16 protein-coding genes and 1 tRNA gene are annotated in these 17,494 nt (G+C 44.1%); 6 read left to right on the forward strand and 11 right to left on the reverse strand.

The window, feature by feature from the left end; genetic code table 11:
* The 6 genes from tnpA to AACQ42_RS10470 all read right to left on the reverse strand — a co-directional run.
* Nucleotides 1-181 (reverse strand): IS200/IS605 family transposase (gene tnpA / locus AACQ42_RS10445; RefSeq protein WP_141195638.1); only part of this gene is annotated, 181 nt, incomplete at its 3' end.
* A gap of 172 nt (nt 182-353) precedes the next feature.
* On the reverse strand, nt 354-707 hold the full coding sequence (gene rplT, locus AACQ42_RS10450) for a 50S ribosomal protein L20 (RefSeq protein WP_010319590.1): 354 nt from the start codon (nt 705-707) through the stop codon (nt 354-356).
* A 41-nt stretch (nt 708-748) separates the two neighbouring features.
* On the reverse strand, nt 749-943 hold the full coding sequence (rpmI, locus tag AACQ42_RS10455) for a 50S ribosomal protein L35 (RefSeq protein WP_010319591.1): 195 nt from the start codon (nt 941-943) through the stop codon (nt 749-751).
* A 103-nt stretch (nt 944-1,046) separates the two neighbouring features.
* On the reverse strand, nt 1,047-1,598 hold the full coding sequence (gene infC, locus AACQ42_RS10460; RefSeq protein WP_080569453.1) for a translation initiation factor IF-3: 552 nt from the start codon (nt 1,596-1,598) through the stop codon (nt 1,047-1,049).
* A gap of 3 nt (nt 1,599-1,601) precedes the next feature.
* Nucleotides 1,602-3,530: a threonine--tRNA ligase gene (gene thrS / locus AACQ42_RS10465; protein WP_094166345.1), complete on the reverse strand. Its 1,929-nt coding sequence runs from the start codon at nt 3,528-3,530 to the stop codon at nt 1,602-1,604.
* A 213-nt stretch (nt 3,531-3,743) separates the two neighbouring features.
* Nucleotides 3,744-5,762: a DEAD/DEAH box helicase gene (locus tag AACQ42_RS10470; RefSeq protein ID WP_094166346.1), complete on the reverse strand. Its 2,019-nt coding sequence runs from the start codon at nt 5,760-5,762 to the stop codon at nt 3,744-3,746.
* Between the two features lie 362 nt (nt 5,763-6,124).
* Here AACQ42_RS10470 and rnb point away from each other — a divergent pair, with 362 nt between their 5' ends.
* On the forward strand, nt 6,125-8,134 hold the full coding sequence (gene rnb / locus AACQ42_RS10475; RefSeq protein ID WP_094166347.1) for an exoribonuclease II: 2,010 nt from the start codon (nt 6,125-6,127) through the stop codon (nt 8,132-8,134).
* Nucleotides 8,135-8,195: 61 nt separating this feature from the next.
* Here rnb and AACQ42_RS10480 read toward each other — a convergent pair whose 3' ends face one another.
* Nucleotides 8,196-8,546, reverse strand: coding sequence for a DUF3024 domain-containing protein (locus AACQ42_RS10480; protein ID WP_026027345.1), 351 nt, complete (start codon nt 8,544-8,546; stop codon nt 8,196-8,198).
* Nucleotides 8,547-8,720: 174 nt separating this feature from the next.
* On the opposite strand from AACQ42_RS10480, the gene AACQ42_RS10485 reads away from it, so the two are divergent.
* Nucleotides 8,721-9,542 (forward strand): phosphate ABC transporter substrate-binding protein, encoded by an 822-nt coding sequence (locus AACQ42_RS10485; RefSeq protein WP_026027798.1) that lies wholly within the window; start codon nt 8,721-8,723, stop codon nt 9,540-9,542.
* Nucleotides 9,543-9,595: 53 nt separating this feature from the next.
* On the opposite strand, the gene AACQ42_RS10490 is transcribed toward AACQ42_RS10485, so the two are convergent.
* Entirely contained in the window at nt 9,596-10,273 is a 678-nt protein-coding gene (locus AACQ42_RS10490; RefSeq protein ID WP_013868538.1) for a MaoC family dehydratase, read from the reverse strand.
* 314 nt (nt 10,274-10,587) lie between these two features.
* Between AACQ42_RS10490 and AACQ42_RS10495 the strand changes: the two genes are divergently transcribed.
* Nucleotides 10,588-10,678, forward strand: a tRNA-Ser gene (locus AACQ42_RS10495).
* Nucleotides 10,679-10,863: 185 nt separating this feature from the next.
* Here AACQ42_RS10495 and AACQ42_RS10500 read toward each other — a convergent pair.
* Nucleotides 10,864-11,406, reverse strand: coding sequence for a GNAT family N-acetyltransferase (locus AACQ42_RS10500; protein ID WP_088729445.1), 543 nt, complete (start codon nt 11,404-11,406; stop codon nt 10,864-10,866).
* A gap of 174 nt (nt 11,407-11,580) precedes the next feature.
* On the opposite strand from AACQ42_RS10500, the gene AACQ42_RS10505 reads away from it, so the two are divergent.
* Nucleotides 11,581-12,708: an acyl-CoA desaturase gene (locus AACQ42_RS10505; RefSeq protein ID WP_088729444.1), complete on the forward strand. Its 1,128-nt coding sequence runs from the start codon at nt 11,581-11,583 to the stop codon at nt 12,706-12,708.
* A gap of 296 nt (nt 12,709-13,004) precedes the next feature.
* Nucleotides 13,005-14,372 (forward strand): anaerobic C4-dicarboxylate transporter DcuC, encoded by a 1,368-nt coding sequence (gene dcuC / locus AACQ42_RS10510; RefSeq protein WP_017045375.1) that lies wholly within the window; start codon nt 13,005-13,007, stop codon nt 14,370-14,372.
* 66 nt (nt 14,373-14,438) lie between these two features.
* On the opposite strand, the gene AACQ42_RS10515 is transcribed toward dcuC, so the two are convergent.
* Both AACQ42_RS10515 and narQ read right to left on the reverse strand, forming a co-directional pair.
* Nucleotides 14,439-15,071: a response regulator gene (locus AACQ42_RS10515; protein ID WP_013868534.1), complete on the reverse strand. Its 633-nt coding sequence runs from the start codon at nt 15,069-15,071 to the stop codon at nt 14,439-14,441.
* The gene (gene narQ, locus AACQ42_RS10520) at nt 15,058-16,782 is read right to left on the reverse strand and encodes a nitrate/nitrite two-component system sensor histidine kinase NarQ (protein ID WP_094166348.1); all 1,725 of its coding nucleotides are present in this window, start codon (nt 16,780-16,782) and stop codon (nt 15,058-15,060) included. The genes AACQ42_RS10515 and narQ overlap by 14 nt, the downstream gene beginning before the upstream one ends.
* A 215-nt stretch (nt 16,783-16,997) precedes the next feature.
* On the opposite strand from narQ, the gene napF reads away from it, so the two are divergent.
* Complete coding sequence (gene napF / locus AACQ42_RS10525) at nt 16,998-17,492, forward strand: ferredoxin-type protein NapF (RefSeq protein WP_017045373.1); 495 nt, start codon at nt 16,998-17,000, stop codon at nt 17,490-17,492.
* Nucleotides 17,493-17,494 lie beyond the last annotated feature (2 nt).

A 17,494-nucleotide genomic window follows, 5' to 3' on the forward strand; every position in this document is an offset into this window, starting at 1 on the left:
GATCCGGCTGAACATTTAATTCCAAGACTTCACAATCTTTCATATTGCACAAAATATAGATTGAGCGATAAAGCTCTTTACCTACATTCCCTTTCAAGATCTTAAATCTGTATTTCGGTGTCCAAACTATGTGGTATTTGCAACGCCAATATACATGTGATGAACTTCTATAATCGCCCATGTTTTTAGTTTCCTCTTACTTGTGGTGAATAAGAGGTTTACTTCTAGCATGGGCACTCCTTCGGGCAATAGCCCCAAGGTTGAATCACCACCGCCCAAGGCGGTGGTTTAGGGATGACAATAAAAAAGGAGAGCATACTTGCCCTCCTTTTCTTTAAACCTTCACTGCTAAATTAAAGAGCAGTTTTTGCTTTTTCAACAAGCACTGCAAATGCAGCTTTGTCGAATACCGCGATATCAGCAAGGATCTTACGATCGATCTCAATAGATGCTTTCTTAAGACCGTTAATGAAACGGCTGTAAGATAGACCATTTTGACGAGATGCTGCGTTAATACGCGCAATCCATAGTTGACGGAACTGACGCTTTTTAGTGCGACGGTCACGGTAAGCGTATTGACCAGCTTTGGTTACAGCTTGGAAAGCTACGCGGTAAACACGTGAACGTGCTCCGTAGTAACCTTTAGCTTGTTTTAGAACTTTCTTATGACGTGCACGAGCTTGTACACCACGTTTTACGCGAGGCATTATGCTTCTCCTAAACTAAACGATAAATAAACTAAAAAGAATTAAGCGTATGGCAACATGCGCATAACACCAGCCACTTCACATTTTGGAAGGATTGAGTTAGGGCGTAGTTGACGCTTGTTCTTAGTAGTACGCTTAGTCAGGATATGACGTTTTGTAGCGTGCTTAAATTTAATACCGCCAGCAGTTTTCTTAAAACGCTTAGCTGCACCTTTGTTGGTTTTCATCTTAGGCATGATGAATAACTCCGCATTGTAGTAGTTTAAATAACATGTAATTAGGGCGAATAACACCCCACCGTCTTTCAACGGCGAGGTCTCATTACTTGTAAGCCGTTAATTACTTCTTTTTAGGGGCAAGCATCATGATCATCTGGCGTGCTTCAATTCGACTCGGGAAAGACTCAACTACTGCAATTTCAGCAGTATCCTCTTTCAAACGATGAAGAACATCGACACCGATGTCTTGGTGCGCCATCTCACGGCCACGGAAGCGAATAGTAACTTTCACTTTGTTGCCTTCTTCTAGGAAACGGGTCAGGTTGCGTAGTTTTACCTGATAGTCTCCAATATCAGTCCCAGGACGGAATTTAATTTCCTTAATCTGGATCTGTTTTTGCTTCTTCTTCTGCTCTTTAGCAGTCTTGCTCTTTTCAAAGAGGAACTTGCCATAGTCCATCACACGACAAACTGGTGGCTCGGCGTTAGGGCTGATCTCTACAAGATCCATACCAGCTTCTACAGCAGCTTCTAATGCTTCGTTGATTGATACAACACCAACGGATTCACCATCTGCGCCAGTTAAACGAACTTCACGAACGCCACGAATTTCACCGTTTAAACGGTGCTGGTTTGGTTTGGCCGGCTGTTGGCCACGTCTTCCGCCTTTAATAGTTTATTCCTCCAGATTGAGCTTACGGCTAGAAACTTCGGCTTGGATATACGCAATAAAGTCATCCAATTTAAATTTACCTAAGTCCTTGCCCCTGCGGGTACGTACTGCGATCTCTCCGGCTTCCATCTCTTGGTCACCACAAACAAGCATATACGGTACACGCTTTAAAGTGTGTTCGCGGATTTTAAAGCCAATCTTCTCATTTCTCAAGTCTGCTTTGGCTCTAATTCCACATTTTTGTAGTTTTTGTGCTACTTCCTGAGCGTAAACTGACTGTTTATCAGTAATGTTCATAATTACCGCTTGTTCCGGCGCTAACCACGTAGGGAAGAAACCTGCATACTCTTCGATAAGGATACCGATAAAGCGCTCAAGTGAACCCAAAATTGCACGGTGAATCATAACCGGAACAAGACGCTCGTTACTTTCGCCAACATATGTCGCGCCTAGACGAGCAGGTAAATTGAAATCCAGCTGCACTGTACCACATTGCCACGCACGATCTAAGCAATCATGCAAAGTAAATTCAATTTTAGGGCCGTAGAATGCGCCTTCACCTTCTTGAATTTCAAATGGGATATCCATTGCCTGCAGTGAAAGCTTTAATGCTTCTTCCGATTTATCCCAAATTTCATCACTACCAACACGTTTTTCTGGGCGTGTAGACAGCTTAACAACGATGTTATCAAAACCGAACGTCGTGTAGGTGTCGTAGACCATCTTGATACAAGATGTCACTTCTTGTTGAATTTGATCTTCGGTACAGAAAATATGGGCGTCATCTTGAGTAAAGCCACGAACACGCATAATACCATGTAATGAACCTGATGGTTCATTGCGGTGGCAAGATCCAAACTCAGCCATACGCAATGGCAGATCACGGTATGATTTCAAACCTTGATTAAATATTTGAACGTGGCCTGGGCAGTTCATCGGTTTAATTGCATATTCACGGTTTTCAGATGACGTCGTGAACATGGCATCCGCATATTTGTCCCAGTGACCAGAACGCTCCCATAGAACTCGGTCCATCATTAATGGACCTTTTACTTCTTGGTAGTCGTACTCTCTGAGTTTTTGGCGAATGAACACTTCAAGATCACGGAATATAGACCAACCGTTATGGTGCCAGAATACCATCCCTGGAGCTTCTTGCTGCATATGGAATAGATCGAGTTGCTTACCAATTTTACGATGGTCACGTTTAGCCGCTTCTTCTAAACGCGTTAAATGGGCTTGAAGTGCTTTCTTGTCATGGAATGCCGTACCATAGATACGCTGTAGCATCTTGTTATCACTGTTACCACGCCAGTACGCGCCAGCAATGCTAAGCAGGGTAAAGTGTTGGCAGAAGCTCATGTTAGGTACGTGAGGACCACGACACATGTCAATGTATTCTTCATGATGGTATAGACCCGGTCTGTCATCACGAGCCACGTTCTGATCCAAGATTTCCATCTTGTATGTTTCACCGCGAGCTTCAAAAGCATCACGGGCTTCCTGCCAACTGACTTTCTTCTTGACAACTTGATATTTTGTCTTGGCAAGCTCTTTCATGCGCTTTTCGATTTGCTCTAAATCATCTTGCGTGAGTGATTGCTCAAGATCGATATCATAGTAGAAGCCGCTGTCGATCGTCGGACCAATCGCCATTTTGGCTTGTGGATAAAGTTGCTTTAATGCATGGCCAAGTAAGTGCGCACAAGAGTGGCGTACGATCTCTAAACCATCAACTTCATCTTTTGTCGTTATAATTTCAAGGCTAGCATCATTTTCGATAAGATCGCACGCATCGACGCGCACACCATCGACACGGCCTGCGATCGTTGCTTTTGCAAGACCAGGGCCGATAGAAGCTGCAACTTCCATTGTCGATACTGGGTGTTCAAAATGACGTTGACTGCCGTCAGGAAGAGTAATAATAGGCATGTATAATCCTTACAGTGGTGTTGCATACCAAGCAACACGTGTTGAGTTTGATTGAAAATAACCCATCGAAGCTCACTCGGTAACACGAATACCGGAACTTCAATGAAGCGAAGATTTTAACTAGCTCACGCTAGAAATGCAAAGATCGAATTATATAAATCAAAAGAAAAAGCCCATGATAAATATCACGGGCTTTGGAGTTTCAATAATTGATTATGCTTCAGCGCGACGAGGACGACTTAACGTACCCGCATTGGCATTAGCATTAGCACTAGCATTGCCGTGACCACGTTCACCACGGAAGTTACCACGATGGTCGCCACCACGGTTGCGGTCAAAACGACGCTCACCATCACGACCAGTCGCCGCTGCACCGTCACGGTTGCCACGGAAGCCACCTTCACGGCCACCACGACCTGCGCCAGCCGCAGGAGCACCGCCTTCACGATTACGGAAGCCACCGTTTCCGCCTTCACGACGCGCACCACCACCGTTACCACCTTCACGACGACCACGAGACTCGCGGAAGTCATCAAAGTCACATACAACGGCACCGACTTCTTTTTGGCGAATACGCAGTTTACGCAATTTGCCTTCAACATCTGAAGACATTGATTTAGGAAGCTGTACGAATGTATGGCCTTGAGCAAGTTTAATTGCACCAATTGAACCTTTGGTTAAACCAAGTTCATTAGCTAAAGCACCAACGATGTCTTTCACTTGCACGCCTTGCTCACGGCCGACTTGTAACTGATAAGTATCCCAGTCATTGCTCGCAGTACCATATTCGCGGCGACCTTCGCGTCCATCACGGCTATCGCGACCGCCTTCACGACGTTCACCACGCTCACTACCCTCTTTACGATCACGACGACGTGATTTTTCACGCTCGATCGCGTCGACCATTGGATCTGGGCCGACATAGAACAGTGGACGATTGCCTTGTTGACGCTTCAGTAAAATGGCCGCCAGTGTTGTGGCATCAATCTCTAGGCTTTGTTGAAGTTTTTCAATGAGCTCAACAAATTTGTCTAAAGCAGTATGACCTTTGTCAGCTTCTAGCTCTGCACCCAGTTTGATGAGACGAGCTTCCGCAACTTTGTCACGCATTGGAAGTTGAATCTCTTCCATTTGAGAACGAGTTACGCGCTCAATCGTACGCAACATACGAATTTGGTTCGTGCGAACTAGAAGGATCGCTTTACCTTTGCGTCCAGCACGGCCAGTACGGCCAATACGGTGGATGTATGATTCTACATCGAATGGGATATCATAGTTGAACACGTGTGTAATACGTGGAACATCAAGACCACGAGCAACAACGTCTGTCGCAACAAGAATGTCGATTACACCCTGTTTGATATGATCAACCGTGCGCTCACGCAGTGATTGCGGAATATCACCATGAAGCGCTGCCGCTTTAAAGCCACGAGATAATAACCAATCAGCTAAACGCTCGGTGTCTTGACGAGTACGTACAAAGACGATTGACGCATCGGTTTCTTCTGTTTCAAGAAGACGAGCCATCGCTTCATCTTTATCAACACCTTTAACAACCCAATATTGCTGCTCTACTTTCGCAACAGTTTGGTTTGAACCTGCTACGTCAACACGAGCTGGATCACGTAGGTAACGGTCAACAATCGTCTTCACCATAGGAGGCATAGTCGCAGAGAACAGCACGCGTTGAGCGGTGCCAGGTGCTTGTTCCATGATCCAAGTTACGTCATCAACGAAGCCCATTTTGAGCATTTCGTCAGCTTCATCAAGAACGAAGGTATGACATTCGTCTAAATGAAGGCGATCACGAGTGATCAAATCTTTTACACGACCAGGTGTGCCAACCACAATATGAGCACCATTTTTCAGAGCGCGCATTTGGTCAACAATAGAAGCACCGCCATAGATCTCAAGTACTTTAAGGCCTTGAATCTTTTGGCCAAGGTTTTTGATTTCTGCCGCAACTTGGATAGCAAGTTCACGAGTTGGTGCCATCACAATTGCTTGTGGCTTGTGTTGAGAAAGGTTTAATTTGTTCAGTAGAGGTAGAGAAAACGCAGCCGTTTTACCTGTACCTGTTTGTGCTTTACCTAGCGCATCTCTTCCTTCAAGAAGAAATGGAATAGCAGCAGCTTGGATAGGAGTTGGAGAAACGAAACCCATTTCATTTAGAGCAGAAAGGATTGAGTCGTTTAGGGCTAATTCACTAAATTGAATTACAGAGTCTTGCATGGAGATCCCACTAGATTAATTAACAAAAGGTCCCACGTGCTCTACCAATTCCAATACCGATCCATTAAAAAGAGCTGAGTTCCGTTCAGATGCGGATAAGTCTTAAAACGCATCAAGCCGCTAGGGACATATAAGGGACGCGGATTATTCCCTAAAAGCATAAAAAAAGCTAGTAAAAATTGAATTACATCACAAAAATTCGTCATAAATGACCATTAAGCTCATTAATTCACCCAAAACGAACACAGAAGCTGCATTTACAGCGCACTGTTAAAGCAGACTAGCAAAAATAACGCTTTCGGTAGTAATCATCCCGCTCAATGATTATAGTGTGCCCAATCGCATTTGTTAGAAAAAGAAACATGTTTCAAGATAATCCGCTCCTTGCTCAACTCAAGCAACAAATCCAAGAGAACTTGCCTAAGAAAGAAGGCACGATAAAAGCCACTGAAAAAGGCTTCGGCTTTTTAGAAGTTGACAGTAAGAACAGCTTCTTTATTCCGCCTCCGTATATGAAGAAATGCCTACACGGAGATAAAGTGGTGGCCATCATTCGCACCGAGAATGAGAAAGAAGTGGCTGAGCCTCAAGAGCTGCTTGAGCCTTCACTAACTCGCTTCATTGGCCGTGTAAAGCTGTACAAAGGTAAGCTGAATGTCACGCCCGATAACCCGCAACTAAAAAGGCAATCGCTGAAAGCTAAGGTGCAAAAAGGATTAAACCCTGAACATTTCTCTGAAGGTGATTGGGTTGTTGCACAGCTTATTAACCATCCACTGAAAGACGATAACGGTTTTATGGTTGAAATCACCCATAAAATTACGGATGCCAACGATAAGATTGCGCCTTGGTGGGTGACTTTAGCTGAAAATGACCTGCCTAACAGTGAGCCGGCTGGTATTGAACATTGGCAGCTCAAAGATGATGCCGACCTACAACGCATCGATATGACCCACCTTCCTTTCGTGACCATCGATGGGGCATCAACTAAAGATATGGATGATGCACTGTTCGCCCAAAGAACCGAGAACGGTGACTTCACATTAACCATTGCCATTGCAGACCCAACCGCATACATCACGCCAGATGACGAGATGGACAGGGTCGCGCGTGAGCGGGGTTTCACTATTTATCTCCCTGGCCGCAATATCCCAATGTTGCCACGTGATTTAGCCGATGATTTGTGTTCGTTGATGGAAAATGAAGTTCGCCCTGCCCTTTGCTGTACCGTAACAGTGACTAAAGAAGGTGTGATTGGCGATGACATTACCTTTTTTGCGGCCAACATTAAATCGCATGCTCGATTGGTTTATGATCATGTATCAGATTGGTTAGAGACGGGCACTTCTGCCGATTGGCAACCAAGTGACCAAATCGCTTCCGTTGTGCGTGATTTGTATGATTTTTCATTAGCGCGCGCACAATGGCGCGAAACATACGCGGTCGTGTTTCCTGATCACCCTGATTATCGATTTGAACTGAGTGAAGACAACGACGTAGTGGCAATTCATGCGGATCTTCGCCGTAGTGCTAACCGTCTTGTTGAGGAAGCGATGATAACCGCGAATATCTGTGCGGGAAAAACGCTCAAAGCGCATTTTGGCCAAGGCGTGTTCAATACGCACGCGGGGTTCAAACCCGAAAAAATTGCCGATGTTGTCGAATTAGTCAACCCAACGGGTGAGCTTGAATACACTGCCGATAACTTAGCGACTCTAGAAGGCTTTGCCTCTTTACGTCGCTGGTTATGTAAGCAAGAGACCCGCTATCTGGATAATCGTATCCGCAAGTATCAAGCTTACAGTGAAATAGGAAACCAACCTCTTCCGCATTACGCAATGGGTTTGGATATCTATGCCACTTGGACTTCTCCTATCCGTAAATATGGCGATATGATCAACCATCGTATGTTGAAAGCACATATTTTAAACAAAGAGCCCGTACAAACACCGGATGGAACCGTTGGTGAAGAGTTGGCACTACACCGCAAACACCACAAAATGGCCGAACGTAACGTAGGCGACTGGCTCTATGCTAGAACGCTAGTAAACGAACCGAGCAAAGGCACCCGTTTTACGGCTGAAATTTTTGATATCAATCGAGCTGGCATGCGCGTACGTCTTTTGGAAAATGGCGCAGCCGCATTCATTCCTGGTTCTTTAATCTTAGACAACAAAGAACGTATTGAATGTAATGCGGAAAGTGGAACGCTGCTTGTCGATAAAGAAGTCGTCTTTAAGCTCGGTGATACGCTCGAAGTCGTGCTCGCAGAAGTGAATATGGAAAACCGCAGTCTGATTGCAAAACCGACTCAGGTTTTCGAACCGTTACCTATACCTTCAGAAGCTAATACCACTATCCAAGGGGAGTGATTTTAGCAGCATAGACATTTCTATCAGGCATTCTTCGGAGTGCCTTTTTATTGCTTATTGATCACCAAAAGTAAGATTTAGGATCTTTTTCAATTTCGCGGATCAACGCCGTCAAATCCGTTGTTTTAGGGAGAAAAGGATACGGCAACCAATCTTCAATTTCTTTATCGGGATCCGTATTGGGAATATACAGCGCCCATTTAGCTTCTTCCCAAATCACTTTCGCCACGATACTTGAATAGTCGCAATGCGTTGAATCTAATTTGTAATGGTGTTTGATGAAGTGCACACCGTTAACGATCGGCTCAAAACAGGATTTGCCTAATTCAACAGACACACTTTGGTTACGATTATGGCAAACAAGCTCTGCTCTTCGTTCTAGTTGACGTTGCAACAAATTCACTACCGCCATTTTACCCTCGCTCAAACACGGCTTCCTGACATCTCGACTATAGCTGACTTCGCTTATCTCTGATATGAAAAACCGTAAGGCTACAAACCACTTACCTTTGTGGTTCACAAAAGTGTCATCTATACGACATATTATGGTGGCTCAATTTTTCTAAATAACCATATTGGAGCCACTATGTTTCGAGTCGCGCTTGCTACACTGCTTTCAACTTTGCTACATACCCAGTTTGCCTTCGCAAGTGAAGTTAATATTTCTGGCTCGACCTCGGTCGCTAGGATCATGGAAGTATTCGCCGAGGACTACAATACCGCACACCCTGAAACTTATATCGCGGTTCAAGCCGTAGGTTCGAGTGCTGGCATCACATTACTGAAAAAAGGTGTCGCAGATATCGCCATGAGCTCGCGCTACCTCACAGAAAGTGAGCAAGATGAGACGATGAGCACCCTACCGATTGCCTATGATGGGTTGGCTGTTGTAATCAATCGCTTAAACAGTATTGAAAATCTGACTCGTGAGCAATTATTTGATATTTATAAAGGGAAAATAACCAACTGGAAACAAGTCGGTGGTGCTGATCAAAAAATCGCAGTTGTGACCAGAGAAGCATCATCAGGTTCCCGCTATAGCTTTGAAAGCTTATTAGGCCTGACTCGTGTGATTAATGATCGCTTAGTGTCAGACATCAGTTCCAATAACTTAGTGGTCAATAGCAATAGTATGGTTAAAACACTGATTAACCATAACCCTCAAGCGATCGGTTTCATCTCTACGGGATCGGTAGATAAATCGATTAAAGCGATAAAATTTGAGGGAGTAGAAGCCACTGCAAAAAATATTGTCACTCATGAATATAAACTTTCTATGCCATTTTTAGTGGTCTATTACCCTGAAAAAATCACTAAAGAGACTCAAGCTTTCATTGCATCTTTAAAATCAGCGGAAGCAAAGGCTCGCATAGAAGAATATGGTTATATTCCTTTGAAAAACAAATAAATACAAAATAGGAGAGTGATCGACTCTCCTATTTCTATGTCATTTTTCTAAAGTTAAAAATGGAGTTGGATTACTGAAACCACGACACAGCCTGGGCGTCGAATACCTTCAATCTCCACTTTAATTTCTCTCTCGATCTCCAAACCTTTTTTGATTGGCGTAACTTTCAATAGAGTACTAATGGCTCTTACTCGGTTTCCTGATTTCACTGGATACGGGAAACGAACTTCATTTAAACCGATATTCACCACCATTTTTGCGGTCGGAAATATTGGTTTGTCAGGATCAACGCTATCCGTCAATTTAGGTAACAAGGCCAAGGTCAAAAAGCCGTGCGCAATTGTGGTCCTAAATGGAGAATCAACTTCCGCTTTTTGAGGGTCGGTATGAATCCACTGCATATCCTCGGTTACTTGACCAAACTGGTTAATGCGCTCTTGATCAACCACCAGCCATTTACCTGTATGAATGACTTCACCAATCTGAGTCTGGAGCTGTTTATACAGACGTTGCGCTTCAGGTTTGAGTATCAAGGGTTCGGCAATAGGAGCATCTTCATTCACTGCTGGTTGGTGAAAATCTCTAACCCAAGAAAACAACTGGCGACTGTTTGTTTTATGTAGAAGCTCGCCCCAGTACTCACGTACTGAAGGTGATACCCACTGCATAAGCTCAGAGGAGTACTTGTTCATTGAATCGCCACGATGCTTAAAAAGATTCTCGACTTTCATCTAAACCTCGGTGATTAGTTAGAATGCCCTTGGATTGAGGTAATTTTGAAGTACTTCACACTTAGCTGCAAACACTTTCGAGCGTACAACCGTTCCCTGAAACACACAAATTACATATAAATCAATCAAATAAAAATAAAACACCATTTTATTAGATAACTAGGTTGTAGAGTATATAGCTCATAAAATCAAGGGAAGCGGTAAAACAGCGCTTTACTGTAACTGAAAACGTTATTGCGGTTAGCCAAACCGAGTCGATGACTCAACTTATTGCTTTACAATATTATGGTGGCTATCTATTATGCGCACCACACGGAGAGATGGCTGAGTGGTTTAAAGCACCGGTCTTGAAAACCGGCGATGGTTAATAGCTATCCTAGGGTTCAAATCCCTATCTCTCCGCCAAATGTCAAGAAAAGCCTTTGATTATCAGAGGCTTTTTCTATTTATAGCATTTGGAAACTTTAGATCACTAAAAACTCATGTGTCTGGAAGATGCAATCATATTTGGTCATCGCCTCTTCCTCAATACATCAAGAACGAATCACACGAATACCGATAGGTAAGACATAGCCCGCGCACTATGCGTTTCAATCAACCGTAGAAGAGACCGAAGCCAACAAATCTGTTGGGCTGGTCCAAGCGTAAACCCACTCTTTAATATCTTGCCCACAGGGAGACCGCCATAAACGCTCTCCTTTAGGTCGACCAGCTAAGTAGTCGTAAAATTCGATGGCTTGCTTATTGTCTGCCATCACTTCCAAATACACACCGCTATTAGGGAAATACTGCTCAAACCATGCCGCCATCTCTTGAATCAACTGGCGACCAATCCCCCTTCCTCGATAATTTTCATCAATGTGCAGAGACTCGATAATGCTGCCTTTGTCAAAATCGTGGTTACCAAAGGCGCAGATAAACCCACACAGCAGCCCTCCCTCTTCAATCAGTAGGACATGTTGATTAAATGGTGGATTGATTAAGCGAGTTTGCCAAATCAGTAAACGGTCTTCTAGAACGTCGTTATCAAGGTACTCTTTGCCTAATATGCCTTGGTAGTGAGTTCGCCAACTTTGAGCGTGTAGCTGAGCAATTCTTTCAAAATCGCAATATTCAGCTGCTTTTATTTCCATATTCTAGTCCTTATTACTTCCTGTAAGGATTAACATCGTCTTTCATACTATTCGGTTCAAATAGAAAAGCAAAATATACTAGTCACAATCCCTTAAAAGAATCATTAAACCTCTTTGACTTACAGTTGTTCGCTGATATTCTAGCGAACAACTGTAAGCTCAAGGATTTTAATCATGAAATCGGCATCAAAACCACCACTTATCTGGATAAACATCGTCATTTTTAGCTTCAGCTTGGGCTTAGCGACGATTGCAGCCCCTTTGTATGGATGGCAATTTGGCTACGGCATGGAGCATTGGCTTTGGCTGATGATTTGCTTTTCCTTTTGCAACCTTTCCATTACTGCGGGCTATCACCGTTTATGGTCACATAAAGCCTATGAAGCACATTGGGCACTGAGATTATTGTTTGCATTAGGTGGGGCGTTTGCACTGCAAAACAGTGCGCTACATTGGTCTTCTGATCACCGAGTTCATCACAAGCATGTAGACAATAATGACAAAGATCCTTATTCAGCCAAACGTGGATTCTGGTTTTCACACATAGGTTGGATGCTGCGTCACTACAATAAAACCACGTACGATGACTACTCCAACTGCCGTGACCTGCAAAAAGATAAGATCGTCATGTGGCAGCATAAGTATTATGTGCCTTTGGCACTCGCAATGAACTTGGGCGTTCCTCTGATCCTTGGTTTTATTTATCACGATATACTGGGCATGTTACTGATCGTGGGTGCACTGCGTTTAGTGCTCAATCATCACACGACATTTTTCATCAATTCGCTGGCTCATATATGGGGTAGCCAGCCTTATACTGATAAAAATACAGCCCGCGATAACGGTATTTTGGCTTTCTTCACTTTTGGCGAGGGCTACCACAATTATCACCATATTTTTGAAAACGATTATCGTAATGGGATTTATTGGTGGCAATACGACCCAACAAAATGGCTGATCAAGCTGTGCTCGTGGCTTGGGTTGGCTGGTAAACTGCGCACTTCGCCTCCCCTTAAGGTAGAAAAAGCGAAAGCGTTAATGGCATTAAGCCATGCGCAAAAACAGATCGCCGCGTTACCCAATCAACAACTCGTTATGGCCAGCATACAACGTGAATTTGACGCTTTAGTCATACAGTTGCAAGAGTATTATGAATTAAAGAAACAGCTGATCGAAAGTAAAAAAAACAATATGGTTCGTAGATATGAACACTCCCTATTGATGCTGCGCTATCGACAAGTGAAGCAACAATTAGCACTACAAAAATCCAATTGGCAGCTTATTGTGCGTCAGTACTCCTAAATTCATACTTTACAGATTTGATGAAGCCATGCCTTAAGTGGCTTCATTTTTCTTAGCTTAAATTATCCCCCCTCTAACAGAACTTCTAGCCGCATATTTGCTAAATGAATAGTTAGAACGACTAAAACATATTCAAAGTTAAAGAATTTTCAACTAGGTTATCAATTGATAATTTTATTGTTTTAGATCATCTAAAGCTCAACTTGCTCTCGTGCTACAGCATTCTTTTCGGTAAATTCCTTGTCATAAATTGATACACGTTTTTGCAATATTGTTCATAATTTCAGGAGACTTAAATGCTAGAGCTTTTAATTGGCTTGGCGGTAACAGTAGCGGTGGGTTATTTCATTGTTAAAGGTTACAAGCCAGCCGGTGTGTTACTCACCGCAGGTATCGTTTTACTGCTATTAACTGGCGCACTTGGCTATTCAGTGCTGCCAGCCAAAGTACCCTCAACCGGTAACACAGTAACGGATGCACTCGAATTCGTGAAATACATGTTGCGTTACAGTGGTGGCGGTTTAGGCATGCAAATTATGTTGCTGTGTGGTTTTGCTTCGTACATGACACACATCGGCGCCAACAATGTGGTTGTAAAACAGTTTTCTAAACCTCTTTCGGTTATTACATCCCCTTATATCTTGCTGGTTGCTGCTTACATTGTGGCATGTTTGATGTCTTTAGCGGTGAGCTCAGCAACGGGTCTTGGCGTGCTGTTAATGGCCACTTTATTTCCGATGATGGTAGCGATGGGGATCTCTCGTCCGGCCGCAGTTGCGGTATGTGCATCTCCTGCTGCGATCATCCTTTCCCCGACATCCGGTGATGTGGTTATTGCGGCGGAAAAATCAGGCCTACCTTTACACGTTTTTGCCGTGGAAACGGTTCTTCCTGTTTCGATCTGCGCCATTATCGTCATGGCGATCGCGGCCTTCTTCTGGAACAAATATCTCGATAAGAAAGACAACACACCGATGGAAAAAATCGATGTTTCCGCCATCGAAGTGAAAGCACCGGCTTACTATGCGGCTCTTCCATTCTTACCTATTGTGGGTGTGTTCTTATTCAACGGAGAAACCATTCAAGGTTTGAGCCTTGATATTTACACCATTGTGGTCGGATCCATCTTCATCGGTGCATTGGTTGACTTCGTGACGAAGCGTTTTAAAGGTAAAGAGACGTTAGAAGATCTAGAATCATGCTACGCAGGCATGGCCGAAGCATTCAAAGGCGTGGTCATGTTGTTGGTTGCTGCGGGCGTATTCGCACAAGGTTTGATGTCGATTGGAGCGATTGATAACCTGCTTCATCTTGCAGAAACCGCAGGCGCAGGCGGCATAGCCTTGATGCTGATTTTGACAGGCCTTACCGTAGCAGCCGCTATTGCGACGGGTTCAGGCAACGCTCCGTTCTACGCCTTTGTTGAGTTAGCGCCATCGTTGGCGGCTAAATTGGGCGTGAACCCAGCATTCCTAATTATCCCGATGCTGCAAGCTTCAAACCTTGGGCGCACCATTTCACCAGTATCAGGCGTCGTTGTAGCAACAGCTGGTATGGGCCATATCAGTCCATTTGAAGTGGTAAAACGCACTTCCGTTCCTGTCATCCTCGGTTTAATCACGGTCATTATTGGTACAGTAATCCTTGTACCTATGACAGCATAACGTTGACAAACAATCAGGGCGTTCAACAGGACGCCCTTTTTTCAAACCGCTATTTCCAAATAGGTGTTATTTACTCTCGCTATAGCGTTCCAAGTATAAAATCGTTGCTGCCGTGCGTGATGGGACGCGTAGCTTCTTCAGCAAACTCTTCATGTGCACCTTTACTGTCGACTCAGAAATGAACAGACGATCCGCAATTTGTTTATTCCGATACCCTTTCGCGACCTCTTTTAGAATCTGAGTTTCACGGTCGGTTAATGCTTCAAAAAGATCTTCATGCGTATGACGTTCGGCAAGGTACTGAGTAACAAACTCGCTGTACGCTTTTACACCCGTCGCGGCCTGTCTAAGCAGTTCCACCAGCTCATCTGGTTCTGTATCTTTAAGAAGGTAGCCATCAGCCCCCGCTTTCACCATAGCTTCAATATCGAGCGCACTGTCTGATACGGTTAAAATAACGATGGTGGCGGTTGATTCATCCGCACGAAGCGCTGTTAACGTATCGAGCCCTGACATGCCTTTCATATTCAAATCAAGCAGAATGAGATCCGGCTCGATGTCATGCGCCAAAGCGATGGCTTCACTGCCGTTACAAGCTTCAGCAACCACTTCAAAGTCATCTTCAAAACTCAATAGCTGGTTGATACCACGTCTCATCAAAGGATGGTCATCTACCAGCATTACTCTACATCTCGTCAAAATTTGTATCCTTTGAACGTTTATATTTCAATATAACTTCACACCCAGCATTGGGTGCGGAGGTTACTGACACTGCGCCATGCAGCCGCGCCGCTCTTTCTTGCATAATGCTTAATCCATAGTGATTGAGCCTAGCACGCTGTTGATCAAAGCCAACCCCATCGTCTTTGATAGTCACCATCACCTGATCGTCTAATTCATCACAGTTGACTTGAATGACATTAGCTTGAGCGTGTTTGATAGCATTGATAGTCGCTTCTCGGATCAATTGCAGTAAATGCACTTGTTGATGCGCATCTAAATCAATCGATGACAAATTATTATTAAGCACTATCTCCGCCGTAGTTTGCTCGCCAAGTTCCTCTAGCATGCCCTTAAGCGCTTGACCAAAATTGCCTTCTTTAATCGTTAGCCTAAAGGTGGTTAATAACTCTCTTAACTGGGTGTAAGCGCCCGACAAGCCTTGATCAATATCTAAAATGATTTGCTCTTTTTTCTCTGCGGCATGCGGGGTATCTGCTCGGCCAATCACGCGTTTTAATAGTGATACTTGTATCTTCAGATACGAAAGCGATTGAGCTAACGAATCATGCAGTTCACGTGCGATGGTGGCGCGCTCTTCCATCAAGATCAACTGCTCGGCTTGTTTCTGCGCTTGATTATAATAGATAGCGCGAGACAATATTTGTACGAAGTTATCAATCAAGGCGTTATTTGGACAAGGCAAGCTGTATTGTAGATACAAGTAACCCAGTTGTATCCCATCTAAGCTCAGCAAAAGCGGAGAGAGGGAAAACCCATTGCTCTCGCCTTCGGATAAGTGCGTGCTTTTACCCGCTTCATCACCAATTTCTAACTGGGCAAATATGACCCCTTCAATGGTGACCAAGTGTTGCAAAATCGCTTGGAAATTATCTTGGCTAATGCGCGACGCGGTTAGCTCTTGCGAGCAGTCATACAACACTTGCAGTGCTTGGTTGGCATTTTGCAACTTATGGGTTTTCTCATTCACCGCTTGCTCTAAACCAAGGTACAACTTACCAAGATCGGTAGCCATTTTATTAAACGTGCGGGTTAAGATCCCCATTTCATTATGGCTGGTGACATTGAGCGATACATCAAATGAACGGTTTTGGATCTGTTCACTGGCGGTCACTAGCGAACGCAATGGCCCCACCACTTCCTTACGAATAAAATGCACCACAAACAATGAGATACACAACACACCACCCAACCCCATGCCGCCAAACCAAGCCAGTTGGATCAGCTTTTGTTCTGAGAAGTGCTGCAACTTAAAGACAAAACGGTCGATTTGGCTGACAAATTTCGCTACCTCATCAAGATAGCGGTCTTTGTTCTCGCTATTTAACAAGCTTTTCAGTTCGTGCCAACGAATGATCAACTGATAATAATCTTTGGTGATGTCGTTTGGCACAGGCCAACGCTGCAATGCTTTCATTGATGGTGAATAAAGCGAACGTTCAAAAAGATAAATGTGAGATGAATAATCCACCGAGTTACTTTGAATATCATGTGCCAATCGATAGCTTTGCATACGCATTGAACCAGCAACGTTCACCGCTTCCGCATCATTGAGTGAGGAAGCGAGTGTAAAAATGGCGTACCCTGTGATGGCAACCGATAACAGTAAAATCGACACCATGGCTTTGGCAATGGTGCTGGTGACCGACTGTTTGGATCGTTTTCTCAAAACATCTCTCCGTGAACCTCTCCTTGCCTATTGTATCTGATTGGGCGCCGCTGTCGTTAAAGCCATTCAATATGTGATCACTCGCGCTTGAATTTATTGATCTAAAACAACATGACTAGCCAATTACCTCCTTGGGGGTATTTATAGAAATAGGACAAAAACTACAATTTGTGTATGGATAAATGAAGATTTGTTAACAAATACAGGAATGCACTTTGGTTGATCTCTCGAAAAGGCGTTTTTTTTCTCGTAATCAGGTCGATGACACCATTGTCCGCTTGCCTTGGATTGCTCACCCCCTCTCCTTTTCAGATGAGTGCACTCGCTGCGGCCGCTGCCTAGACGCGTGCGAAACAAAGATCATCACTTTAGGTGATGGCGGCTTCCCAACCATAGATTTTCATATTGATGAGTGCACCTTTTGTTATCAGTGCGCGCAGAGCTGCCCAGAGCCAATTTTCGCACCGCGCTCAACACAACCGTGGCTGGCTAAAGCAAAGCTCGAAGAAAGCTGCTTGGCTAAACGCAATGTGGAGTGTCGTAGCTGCGCTGAGTCATGTGAAGTCAGCGCTATAACGTTCAATTTAGTGATCGGAAAAGTGGCGCAACCGAATGTCGATATTGATGCCTGTAACGGATGTGGCGCGTGCGTTTCCATCTGTCCAACCTCAGCCATCCGTGTGAGCAATATTAATAATAATGAGAGATAAAC

This window comes from Vibrio sp. V12_P9A6T4, assembly GCF_963874835.1.
Lineage (GTDB): Bacteria > Pseudomonadota > Gammaproteobacteria > Enterobacterales > Vibrionaceae > Vibrio > Vibrio anguillarum.